At 69.9% G+C, this 10,370-nt stretch carries 14 protein-coding genes; 11 read left to right on the top strand and 3 right to left on the bottom strand.

What is annotated here, in order from left to right:
• The first annotated feature begins 54 nt into the window (after positions 1–54).
• The 11 genes from AC3A3J_RS15350 to AC3A3J_RS15300 all read left to right on the top strand — a co-directional run bounded on the left by AC3A3J_RS15350 (position 55) and on the right by AC3A3J_RS15300 (position 8,332).
• Entirely contained in the window at positions 55–348 is a 294-nt protein-coding gene (locus tag AC3A3J_RS15350; protein ID WP_292685669.1) for a WXG100 family type VII secretion target, read from the top strand.
• A 118-nt stretch (positions 349–466) separates the two neighbouring features.
• Positions 467–688 carry a hypothetical protein gene (locus AC3A3J_RS15345; protein ID WP_487673085.1) on the top strand — a complete coding sequence of 74 codons (222 nt, stop codon included), beginning with the start codon at positions 467–469 and terminating at the stop codon, positions 686–688.
• 53 nt (positions 689–741) lie between these two features.
• The gene (locus AC3A3J_RS15340; protein ID WP_487673084.1) at positions 742–2,388 is read left to right on the top strand and encodes a periplasmic substrate-binding domain-containing protein; all 1,647 of its coding nucleotides are present in this window, start codon (positions 742–744) and stop codon (positions 2,386–2,388) included.
• Between the two features lie 98 nt (positions 2,389–2,486).
• Complete coding sequence (locus AC3A3J_RS15335) at positions 2,487–3,185, top strand: WXG100-like domain-containing protein (RefSeq protein WP_487673135.1); 699 nt, start codon at positions 2,487–2,489, stop codon at positions 3,183–3,185.
• 2 nt (positions 3,186–3,187) lie between these two features.
• Positions 3,188–3,898: a hypothetical protein gene (locus AC3A3J_RS15330; RefSeq protein ID WP_487673083.1), complete on the top strand. Its 711-nt coding sequence runs from the start codon at positions 3,188–3,190 to the stop codon at positions 3,896–3,898.
• A gap of 21 nt (positions 3,899–3,919) precedes the next feature.
• Positions 3,920–4,498 (top strand): hypothetical protein, encoded by a 579-nt coding sequence (locus AC3A3J_RS15325; RefSeq protein WP_487673082.1) that lies wholly within the window; start codon positions 3,920–3,922, stop codon positions 4,496–4,498.
• Entirely contained in the window at positions 4,495–5,097 is a 603-nt protein-coding gene (locus AC3A3J_RS15320) for a hypothetical protein (protein ID WP_487673081.1), read from the top strand. The genes AC3A3J_RS15325 and AC3A3J_RS15320 overlap by 4 nt, the downstream gene beginning before the upstream one ends.
• A 93-nt stretch (positions 5,098–5,190) precedes the next feature.
• A complete protein-coding gene (locus tag AC3A3J_RS15315) occupies positions 5,191–6,048 on the top strand; it encodes a hypothetical protein (protein WP_487673080.1) in 858 nt (285 codons plus the stop codon).
• A gap of 93 nt (positions 6,049–6,141) precedes the next feature.
• Positions 6,142–6,849 (top strand): WXG100-like domain-containing protein, encoded by a 708-nt coding sequence (locus AC3A3J_RS15310; RefSeq protein ID WP_487673079.1) that lies wholly within the window; start codon positions 6,142–6,144, stop codon positions 6,847–6,849.
• A gap of 3 nt (positions 6,850–6,852) precedes the next feature.
• Positions 6,853–7,482 carry a hypothetical protein gene (locus AC3A3J_RS15305; protein WP_487673078.1) on the top strand — a complete coding sequence of 210 codons (630 nt, stop codon included), beginning with the start codon at positions 6,853–6,855 and terminating at the stop codon, positions 7,480–7,482.
• 136 nt (positions 7,483–7,618) lie between these two features.
• The gene (locus tag AC3A3J_RS15300; protein ID WP_487673134.1) at positions 7,619–8,332 is read left to right on the top strand and encodes a hypothetical protein; all 714 of its coding nucleotides are present in this window, start codon (positions 7,619–7,621) and stop codon (positions 8,330–8,332) included.
• A gap of 30 nt (positions 8,333–8,362) precedes the next feature.
• Here AC3A3J_RS15300 and AC3A3J_RS15295 read toward each other — a convergent pair whose 3' ends face one another.
• The 3 genes from AC3A3J_RS15295 to AC3A3J_RS15285 all read right to left on the bottom strand — a co-directional run bounded on the left by AC3A3J_RS15295 (position 8,363) and on the right by AC3A3J_RS15285 (position 10,369).
• Positions 8,363–8,833 (bottom strand): recombinase family protein, encoded by a 471-nt coding sequence (locus AC3A3J_RS15295; RefSeq protein WP_487673077.1) that lies wholly within the window; start codon positions 8,831–8,833, stop codon positions 8,363–8,365.
• Between the two features lie 97 nt (positions 8,834–8,930).
• Entirely contained in the window at positions 8,931–9,260 is a 330-nt protein-coding gene (locus tag AC3A3J_RS15290; RefSeq protein ID WP_487673076.1) for a response regulator, read from the bottom strand.
• 119 nt (positions 9,261–9,379) lie between these two features.
• Positions 9,380–10,369 carry a malate dehydrogenase gene (locus AC3A3J_RS15285; RefSeq protein WP_487673075.1) on the bottom strand — a complete coding sequence of 330 codons (990 nt, stop codon included), beginning with the start codon at positions 10,367–10,369 and terminating at the stop codon, positions 9,380–9,382.
• Position 10,370 lies beyond the last annotated feature (1 nt).

Genomic DNA, 10,370 nt, shown 5'->3' with positions numbered 1-10,370 from the left:
CCTCCCGTGCTGTCAGTGCCCGAGGGGGGCGTTTTCGATACGGAGGGAGCCACGATGGCCGGACATGATTTCGGAGCAACGTACAGCGAGATGGAGAGCGCGGCGGCGCGTCTTCGTGATGGTCGCAGCACGGTGACCGACACGCTGAAGGAGCTGCAGGGCGTCATCGACGACCTGGTGCAGGACGGTTTCAAGACGGAGAACGCCTCGGAGGCGTACTCGACGGCGTACTCGGAGTTGACGACGTCCCTCGACGACGCGGCCGAGGCTGTGAACGACATGGCGCAGGCGCTGGACCGAATGGCGGACTCCATCCGCGACAAGGACGCCGAGCTCGCCGGCGGCTGAACCCCGCACCTCTCCGACGGGGTCGTGGTGCTGGCCGATGGCCGCGCCCCGGCCCCGTCTCTCTGCGCGGAGCGATCTGCGCGCCCCATAGAATCAGGGACATGACCGGAGCAGACCGATGAGCGGATCGCAGCCCTACTGGTACAACCTCTCGACGCAGTCGGTCGTGCGCGCCGACGAGCGCCCCTCCGACGACACGATCGGGCCGTTCGCGACGGCGCAGGAAGCCGAAGACTCGCCGGCCATCCTGCTCGAGCACGCCAGGGCCTGGCTCGAGAGCGAAGAGAGCGAGCCCTTCCGCGCGATGGCCGAAGGCGCCGACGACTCCGACCTCGTGTGACACGCGCGATGGGGGGAAGGCGCTGGGTCGCCGCGCCGATTTCGATCGCCGTCGTGGCGACGCTCGCCGCCTGCGCGCCGGCGGTGCCGGAGACGGTCGTGCAGGGCACGGAGATCACCGCGGGGTGGACGGGAGAGCTCACCTCGCTCAATGCCGCCGCGGCGCCGACGCCCGGCAACATCGACATCGCCCAGGCGGTGCGGGCCGACTTCGGTGACGTGGTCGACGGTGAGTTCGTGCCCGACGAGGGTTTCGGCACCGTCTCGATCGTCAGCGAAGACCCGTTCACCGTGCGCTACGACCTCGCCGAGCCGGTGTGGTCCGACGGCATCCCGCTCGACGCCGCCGACCTGCTGCTGGGGTGGGCCGGGGCGGCGGGGGAGTTCGCACCCGACGACGCCGTCGTCGCCTCCGACCCCGCGGCACCCGAGGTGACGAAGGTCGACGAGTTCGCCCGCTCGATCGAGGTCACCTACGCGCAGCCCGTCATCGACTGGCAGCAGCGGGTGACCGTGCCGGTGCCGGCTCACATCGTCGGCCAGCGCGGTCTCGACATCGACGATCCGATGGAGGCGAAGCAGGCCGTCATCCGCGCGGTGCAGAGCGGCGACGCCGGCGACCTCGCCGCGCTCGCGAAGGTCTGGAACGACGGCTTCACCGTCGACGACCCGTCCGATCTCTCCGCCGACCTGCTGCTGTCGAGCGGTCCGTTCCGCATCGAGAAGGTCGGCGATGAGGGCGACAGCGTCACGCTCGTACCCAACGGCGAGTTCCGCGGCCCGGTGACCCCTCAGGTCGCCCGCATCGAGCTCACGCCTCCGGGCGACAACCCGGTCGCCGCGATCGGCGACACCCTCGATGTCGCGCAGGTGCGCCCCACGGCCGAGAACCGCGAGCCGATCCGTGAGCTCGAACGCCAGGACTACACCGTCGACACCTCACACGACGGCACGGTGTGGGCCGTGCTCGTCAACCCGGTCGGCGCCTTCACGCAGCAGCCGGCGCGCACCGCCTTCCTGCACTCGATCCCGGCCAGCGCCCTCATCGCCGGCGGCGCGGGGGAGTGGGCGCAGTCCTACACCGGCACCACGTCGATGCTCTCGGCGCCGGGCTCGCGCGCCTACGACATCGTCAACGAGGACTCCGGGTTCGCCGACAGCATCGGATCCCCGAACGGTGACGCCGGCGCCGAACGCGAGCTCTCCGGCGTCGCCGCCGGCGCACCGGTGTGCGTGCTGTACGACCGCACCAGCGCGTTCGCGGCCGGAGTGTTCGCCGCGATGACGCAGTCGGCGGGGGAGGCCGGGTGGAGCATCCAAGATTGCGGCACCGACGATCTCGACGCCGCCCTCGATGCAGGACAGTGGGATGCTGCGATCGTGCGCGAGGCGATCCCGCAGAGTCCGGCGCAGATTCTCGCGCGCTGGGGCACGAGCGGCAAGGCCGCGGCCATCGGTGCGACCGACCCGGCCCGCGACGAACTCGTCGCGCAGCTCGCCCGCACCGCCGACGTGTACGAGGGGCGCGAAGTGCTCGCCCAGATCGAAGCATCCATCGTGCGGATGGCGGTGGCGATGCCGCTCGCCGTGAACCCCCGGCTCACCATCGTCGACAAGGACGTGACGGGGATCGCGCCGCGCACCGGTGCCGTCGCCCCGCTCACGTCGAGCATCGTGCAGTGGGCGGTCGTGCCGAAGTGATCGGATGCCGTGGCGCAACGTCGCACGGGTAGTTCTCCCCGTCGCGGCGAACCGCCCCGGCCTCGTAAAGTCTTCTGTGGGAGGGGTACGCCGTGGGAATGATGTTGCCGAACGAGCTGATCTGGGTGATGGAGAAGCTCGGTTTCGAATGGCCGGATATCGACGAGGACGAGCTGCGTCGTGGCTCGTCGATGATTCGCGTGTTCCGTGACGATCTGGAGAACAAGATCCAGGTCATGGACCGCAAGGTGAACGGCGATCTCGCCGGCGCCATGCGGGGCCAGGCCGGCCCGGCGTATGTGAGCGCGTGGAATCAGAACCGGTCGCAGAACCTGCAGCGCCTGATCGATCTGCTCGGCCCGGTGCCGACGGGTGTCGACATCGCGGCGGATGCCGTGTTCGCGCTGAAGATCAAGGTCATCGCCGACGTCACGACCACGATGATCGCCCTGGTGGGCATGCTGACCAACCCGGTCACCGCGCTGGGCGCGGGGCCGATGCTGCTGCTGAAGAAGAAGCTGTTGAACGCCGCTGTCGACATCGCGGTCGAGCAGGTGCTCAACCAGGTGCTGCCCATGGTGATCGAGCCGATGGCCGAAGAGCTGCCGGCCGTCATCATGGCGGCGTTGGATGCTCCGATCGTCGAGGCGGTCGCCGGCGACCCGGATGAGTTCTACGCCGACCTGCAGGCGCTCGAGCAGGCGCAGGGCGAGATGGATCAGCACGCCGCCGACGTCGAGACCCTCACCGAGCGGTTGATGTCGGATCTCGCCAGCCTCAACATCGGAGGAGACTGACCATGAGTTTGAAGCCGGTTGTCCGCTCGATGAAGGACTCCCTCGACGGCATGCCCGTGCACGTCCGCCAGCTCGCGGAGATGTTCCGCAAGCACGGCCGCAAGCAGGACGCCAACACCGTCGGCGTCAACGAGCTCGATGCGACCGACGTGCCCGAAGCGCTGCGCAACGGCTGGCGGACCGACGGCCCGCTGCCCAACGACATCGTCGGCGCGGGCAAGGGCAACCGCCCCTCGCCCGACACCTACCTCGACGCCGATTACATCAACGAGCACCTCGATCAGTTCTCGAACGGTGCCACGCGCATCTACAAGACCGACTCCATCCTCGACTGGGGTCCCGGCAACAACCGGGCGAACGACGGCAGCAACACGGCCTACGTGTTCCCGACCGACCAGCTCGACCGCGTCATCGGTGAGGCCAACGGCGACCCGCACAAGCTCAGCGAGCTGCTCGGCCTGCCCGACGACTTCTTCGTGGGTGCCGACGTGCAGCTGCGCGACTTCGCTCCGGAAGACCTCTCGGGCCTGCGGATGCCGTCGGGCAACGAGGGCGGTACTGACGTCGACCACTGGATCCCCGGCGGCTACCTGCCGAGCGGTGTGCCCGAGGCCGTGATCGACATCCCGCACGACGCCACCGGGTTCAACAACGGCGACAACATGCTCGACCAGTCCCGGTGGCCGGGAAGCTGGAGAGAGCTGAACTTCTGATCTCGATGCCTGAGGAGAACCATGGCTCAGCATGACCCGTTCGCTCCGGAGACCGTCTCGACGGGGGCGATGCTGTCGACGAATGCGCGGGATGCGGTGGTCCGCTCCGAGGGCCTTCCCGAGGGCATCCTCGAGGTCGCAGACAGCGGCTGGCTGACGCCGGACCTGCCGGTGCTCGTCCGCGGAGCGGCCAAGATCCTCCCGCTGGCGTGGCGCGGCGACCCCGGGAGCGGGTACAACCCCTACGCCGAGCCGAAGCAGATCGCGTCCTTCGCCTCGCGCGTGCAGGGCGCATGCGCCCACCGGGCGGGCCCGTGGACGCTTCTCGATCTGAAGACGCGACGGGACGACAGCATCGGCTCTTATACCCGCGCCCTTGCAGCCGCGGGCGCGACGCGGGTCGACGCGTGGGTCTTCGTCGAGCAGGGTGTCGGCGCCGCGCTCGTGTGGGCGGGCGACGAGCAGGCGGGCACGTCGTCGGTCTCCCTCCACGTGGTGCCGCCGAGCTGGGTGCACGAGCGCGGTGCAGAGGGTGCCGTCGAGGGCATCGATGTTCGGTGGAGCTGGGCTGACGTCGTCGACCTCGCCGGTCGCCGGTGAGGAGCGAGCAGGGGGCCGCCGCACCGCCGGCCTCCACCTTCGCGCCCGACGCGGTGGTGAGGGGAGCGCTTCTGCCCGACGAGGGTCGCGCACTCCTCCTGACACCCCAGGGGCTGCGCGCAGAGGCGCTCGCGGCCGAGGCGGGTGGGTGGCTCTCTGCGAACAATCCGGTTCTCGTGCGCGGCGCGGCGCGCATCCTGCCTCTGGCGTGGCGGGGCGATCCGTCGCGCGACGGTTCGTCTGCGTCGCCCGAGGAGATCGCGGCGTTCGCCTCGCAGATCACCGATCTGGGGGTCTACCTCACGGGCGGGTGGCGCAGCCTGGACGAGCTGGAGCAGCACAACGGCGACAGCCTCGCCTCGTACGCCGCGGCACTGCGAACGGCCGGGGCGACGGCCGCGCGGGTGTGGACGCTGTCAGAGACTCTGGGCATGGCCCTGATCTGGGCGGGTTCCGACGACGCGGGCGACGCGTCGCTGGCCCTGCATCTGGTGCCCGCGAGCTGGGTGTCGGAGCGGTACGGCGGATCGAAACCCGTGGCGGGCATCGACGTGCGGTGGACCTGGGCGGATGTCGTCGCCCTCGCCGACGCGCGATGACCCCCCCCGCGGCCAGGGGCACCGCGATCGATCACGGGGCGCGCGCACCGCGCCGATAGTCTGGGCTGAGATCTCGACGAGAGGGCAATGAGCATGTCGGATGCAATCGGGAACACCGCGACGGACGCGCGACCGCGGATCTACGGTGCGAGCGAACTCGGCGTGCTGTCGATCACCGCGCCCGGTGATGCGCACCCGCGCGTGGAGTACCTCGGCGGCGAGGTGTTCCTCGGTCTCGACGTGCAGGGCGTCGCCGTCACGCAGGGCACTGAGGATCCCGTACTGCCCTTCCGCAGTGTGGTCGCGCGTGCCGCCATGTCGGCACCCGCCGTGCCGTCACCGGTCGACGGCGTCATCGTCATCGACGACGAGACGACGGCATCCGCCGTGCTGCTGAAGCCCGCGCGCCTCGATGCGGATGCTCTCGCCGGGGCTCCCGTCGTCTTCCCGCTCTCGCGCACGGCCGTGGCTGTCGTCGGCGCCGACGACGAAGCGGGCATCGCGCGGGTGCTCGATCTCGCCGAGAAACTGTTCGACGACGGTGGTCCGCTCGTCAGCGCGCATCCGATCGTCTGGGGCGACGGCGCCTGGGCGCCCTACCCGTGGCGGGAGAGAGTGTCGGCCCTCGAGATGCGCGTCGAGCGCGTGCTGCGCCTGTTCAGCGTGCGCGCCTACGAGGCGCAGACCGCGGCGCTGCAGCGTCCAGACGTGCACCTCGCCGACCCGAAGATCCAGGTGCTCGACACCGGCGTCACCACGACGTTCGCCGCATGGCCGAAGGGCACCGCGACCCTGCTGCCGGTGGTCGACAACGTGATCGTCGCCGACCCGGCGGGAACGGTCAGCGTCGCGACGATGCAGCAGTTCCTCGACGCGGGCGGCGAGGCCATCCGGCGCACGGGCCTGTCGCCGGCGCGGTACTTCGTGCCGGGTGACGCGCCGAAGCACTGATCCGCGCCGGGTGGGCTGAGGTGCCCATGGGCTGATCTCCCCATGGCTCTCTCCGCACGGTGATCGGTAGCGTCATCGCCGGAGGTGGTCGCCATGGGAATGATGCTCCCGAACGAGCTCATCTGGGTGATGGACAAGCTCGGGCTGGAATGGCCCGACATCGACGAGGACGAGGTGCGCAAGGCCGCGGGCTACGTGCGCGGATATCGCGACGACATGGAGGCGTTGGTCCAGTCGGCCGACCGGCGGATCAACGGTGACATCGCGGCGGCGATGCGGGGAGAGGCCGGCGCCGCCCACCTCAACGGGTGGAACCGCAATCGCTCGGAGAACGTGCAGCAGCTGCTCGACGTGCTCGGGCCCGCGGCGGTGGGCATCGACATCGCGGCCGACATCGTCTTGGCGCTCAAGATCAAGGTCATCGCCGACATCACGATCACCCTCGCCCAGCTCATCCCGCTCCTCGCCGCCGGACCGCTGGGTGCCGGTGGAGCCGCGGTGCTCATCCTGGCCCGCAAGAAGCTGTTCTCGATGGCGATGGAGATCACGCTCGAGAAAGTCATCGACGAAGTGCTCCCGCTCGCGATCGAGCCGCTCGTCGACCAGGTGCCGACGATCGTCAACGCGCTGCTCGACGCGCCGGTCGTCGAAGGGGTGATCGGCGACTCCGACGAGTTCTTCGCCGACCTCGAGGCTCTCGACCAGGCGGCGGACGAGATGGATGCCCAGGCCGCCGACGTCGAGGAGCTCACCGACCGGCTGCTCGCCGACATCGCCAACCTGCAGATCTCGGGGGACTGAACCATGACGCTGAAGAAGCTGATGAGAGACCTGGTCGACGCGGTCGACGGGGCCGGGCACGAGTTCAAGCGCGGGTTCTCGGGAGCGTTCCGCAAACGCGGGGGCAAGCATCGGGCGGATGCCGACGCGATCCGCGGCCTCGATCGCCGCAACCGCGACAGCGTGCCGAAGCACCGCCGCGACGACAAGCCGGCCTCCCATGCGAAGAAGTACGACATCCGCGAGGAGGCGCGGCGCGGTTACGAGACCCTCGGCCACGTGGGGCGTCACCGCAACCCGGACTACAACGCCGCACGCGACCTCGGCGGCGCGGTCGGCCAAGGGGTGCGGAGCCTCCCCGGCGATCTGCTCGGCGAGGTCAAGGGGCTCCCGAAGAAGGTGCCGAAGCAGTTCGTGGAAGAGCTGTACGAAGACGCGATCGGACAGGACAACCCCGACAAGTACGGGCCGTCGCGGTCGGGGGACATGCGCTTCCTCGCGCCGGCGAGCGAGGCGGCCGCGCTCGCCGCGCTGGATTCCGCCCAGCTCGCCGCCCGGTTCGGAATCGATCCCGGCTCGCTCGACGGCGCCTCCATCGAGATCCGCGAGATCCCCGGTTCGCGTTTCGTCAGCGTCGAGGTCGCCCGCGACTGAGCTCCCTCGCGGCCTGCGCACGCCGGCGCGCCTCCGCATGGCAGGATGTTGGCCAGGGGGTAACGACGTGAGCGATGCGAGTGCAGCGGTGGGTCTCGGGGCCGAGGGTGCGGCGACGACGAAAGCGCCCGTGCCGTTGCGGCTCGAGTTCGCCGGCGAGTGGCACGACCTTCCGACCGACCGCCCGTTCATCATCGGACGCGAGGGCGACCTCGAGATCGACGACAACCTCTACCTGCACCGGCACTTCCTCGAGCTGCAGTACCGCGAGGGGCTCTGGTGGCTCGCCAACGTGGGCGTGCGCCTGGCGGCGACGGTGTCGAGCGCGGGCGGGGCGGTGCAGTCGTGGTTGTCGCCCGGTGCCCGCATGCCGCTGGTCTTCGAGCGCACGGTGATCGTCTTCACCGCCGGACCGGTCACCTACGAGCTCAGTCTGCACACCGAGGAGGCCCCGTACGAGGTCTCCCGGCAGGTGGAGATGTCGATGAGCGGCGAGACCACCGTGATGCCCGCGAGCTTCACGCCCCTGCAGAAACAGCTGATGGTCGCGCTCGCCGAGCCCATGCTGCGCCGCGAAGGGGTGAGCATGAACGAGCTGCCCTCGTCGAGCGCGGCCGCCAAGCGCCTCGGATGGACGATGAGCAAGTTCAACCGCAAGCTCGACAACGTGTGCGACAAGCTCGACCGCATGGGTGTGCAGGGGCTCCGCGGGGGCGCGGGAAAGCTCGCGACGAACCGACGGGCCCGCCTGGTGGAGTACGCGGTGACGTCGCAGGTCGTGACCCGCGCCGACCTTCCGCTGCTCGATGACGAGTCGCTGCGCGATCAGCCTGACACCGACGCCGACTGACGTCTGCTCTCGTCGGTCCGCGGGGGCGGCTCAGCGCGCGAGGTCGGCCAGATGGCGTGCGTCGTGGTTGAGCACCTTCACGATGATGCCCCGCTGGCGCAGTTCGGTGATCGTACGCGTCTCTTCTTCGCTGTCGCGGCCGAGGGCCTGCGTGGTGGCGACGACGAGAACGTCTCCCGGCCGAAGGGTGTCGAGCAGGCGGGTGATGCGGTCGCCCCAGCTCTCCAGGATGTCGGGGGCGGGGTGACGGAAGCCCTCGATCGGTACGCCGAACCGGGTGAGATCGGCTCGCTGCTGCACGACCGGCGGCATCCCTTCGCGCGACACCACCAGTCCCACGAGGCGTGAGCCGTCGGGGCGAGCGAGCCAGAAGTTGCGGTTCTGCTGCAGCTCCGTGAAGCACTTCGGGCACTCCGCTGCCGCGTGCGGAAGGTGCAGGGGACTCGTCAGTGCGTCGTCGAGCGACGCCTCTCCGGTCGTCCGGTCCATCGCGTCGCTCATCGGCGCACCTCCCGCATCCATTGTGCCCTGTTCCCGCGCTGTCGTGCGGCACTTCTGCGCGTCACGAACGCTTCTGTCCCGGCGCGGACACGCAGCCTCACAGGTGCTGCAAGCGCCGCGGCGGACCCTCCCAGCGAGCGATCGCGACCTTCACCTCGACCAGCTCATGCTCCAGAGCGGCCTGGCCCTGTTCGAGCCGGTCCATCCGGCCGTCCATCCGATCGAAGCGCAGGTCCATGCGGTCCATCCGTGCGTCCATACGATCCAGACGTACGTCGACCTGGTCGAAGCGTGCGTCGACGAGGTCGAAGCGGGCGTCGAGGCGCTTCGACAGGTGGGCGAACATCGCACCCACTCCACCGCCCAGCGACACCATGAAGGCGAAGAGGGCGATGATCATTCCGATCGTGTCAGCAGACAAGGTCACCGGTCCATTCTGCTCTGAGGAGCGTCGTCAGTCCAGTAACCGTACGACGGCTTTCCGTCCTCGTACGGAGACGGTGGAGAACGAGTTCTCCACATCGTCGCGGCCGGAAGAGTGGCGGCTCAGATCAGCCCGAGACCCCGCACCGCGTCGCGCTCCTCGATGAGTTCCGCCACCGAGACGTCGATGCGGCGACGCGCGTCGTCGCCGATCTCGAGTCCCTCGACGATGCGCCACTCGCCGTCGACGGCCTCCACCGGGAACGACGACACCAGCCCCTCCGGCACCCCGTATTCCCCACGCGAGACGACCGCCGCCGAGGTCCAGTCCCGAGTGCCGTGCACCCAATCGTGCACGTGCTCGATCGCCGCATTCGCCGCGGAGGCGACCGACGACGATCCGCGCACCGCGATGATCTCGGCGCCGCGCTTGGCCACCCGCGGGATGAAGGTGGCGTCGACCCAGCTCGGCACGTCGCCGACGATGCGCGCGAGGGCCTCGGCGGCCGGCTCGCCGCCGACCGTGGCGTGAGAGACGTCGGGGAACTGGGTGGCCGAGTGGTTGCCCCAGATCGGAACCCGCTGCACGATGCCCACCGGCACGCCCAGGGTCTGCGCCAGCTGGGCGCGCGCACGGTTCTCGTCGAGCCGGGTGAGGGCCGAGAAGCGGTCGGCCGGCACTCCGTCGGCCGACGCTGCGGCGATCAGGGCGTTGGTGTTCGCGGGATTCCCCACCACCGTCACGCGCACGCCGGGGGCCGCGTTCGCGGCGATCGCCGCGCCCTGCGGGCCGAAGATGCCGCCGTTCGCCGCGAGCAGGTCGCCGCGCTCCATCCCCGGGCCGCGCGGGCGCGCCCCGACCAGCAGGGCGTGGTCGGCGCCGTCGAAGGCCACGGCGGGATCGTCGGTCACCTCCACGTGCTCCAGCAGGGCGAACGCGCCGTCCTGCAGTTCGAGCGCCGCCCCCTCGGCGGCGCCCAGCCCCGCCGGGATCTCGAGCAGCCGCAACCGCACCTTCTCGTCTGCGCCGAGCATGTCTCCCGCCGCGATGCGGAACAGCAGCGCGTAGCCGATCTGTCCGCCGGCCCCCGTGATGGTGATCGTGGTCGTCATG

Source organism: Microbacterium sp. Soil_N32 (assembly GCF_057655505.1).
The sequence above is the reverse complement of the archived record's forward strand: the minus strand, read 5'-3'. Positions and strand labels throughout refer to the sequence as shown.

Coding starts and splice junctions, on each gene's coding strand:
- AC3A3J_RS15350 (WP_292685669.1), top strand. CDS start 55: ATGGCCGGACATGATTTCGGAGCAACGTACAGCGAGATGGAGAGCGCG.
- AC3A3J_RS15345 (WP_487673085.1), top strand. CDS start 467: ATGAGCGGATCGCAGCCCTACTGGTACAACCTCTCGACGCAGTCGGTC.
- AC3A3J_RS15335 (WP_487673135.1), top strand. CDS start 2,487: ATGATGTTGCCGAACGAGCTGATCTGGGTGATGGAGAAGCTCGGTTTC.
- AC3A3J_RS15330 (WP_487673083.1), top strand. CDS start 3,188: ATGAGTTTGAAGCCGGTTGTCCGCTCGATGAAGGACTCCCTCGACGGC.
- AC3A3J_RS15325 (WP_487673082.1), top strand. CDS start 3,920: ATGGCTCAGCATGACCCGTTCGCTCCGGAGACCGTCTCGACGGGGGCG.
- AC3A3J_RS15315 (WP_487673080.1), top strand. CDS start 5,191: ATGTCGGATGCAATCGGGAACACCGCGACGGACGCGCGACCGCGGATC.
- AC3A3J_RS15310 (WP_487673079.1), top strand. CDS start 6,142: ATGGGAATGATGCTCCCGAACGAGCTCATCTGGGTGATGGACAAGCTC.
- AC3A3J_RS15305 (WP_487673078.1), top strand. CDS start 6,853: ATGACGCTGAAGAAGCTGATGAGAGACCTGGTCGACGCGGTCGACGGG.
- AC3A3J_RS15295 (WP_487673077.1), bottom strand. CDS start 8,833: ATGAGCGACGCGATGGACCGGACGACCGGAGAGGCGTCGCTCGACGAC.
- AC3A3J_RS15285 (WP_487673075.1), bottom strand. CDS start 10,369: ATGACGACCACGATCACCATCACGGGGGCCGGCGGACAGATCGGCTAC.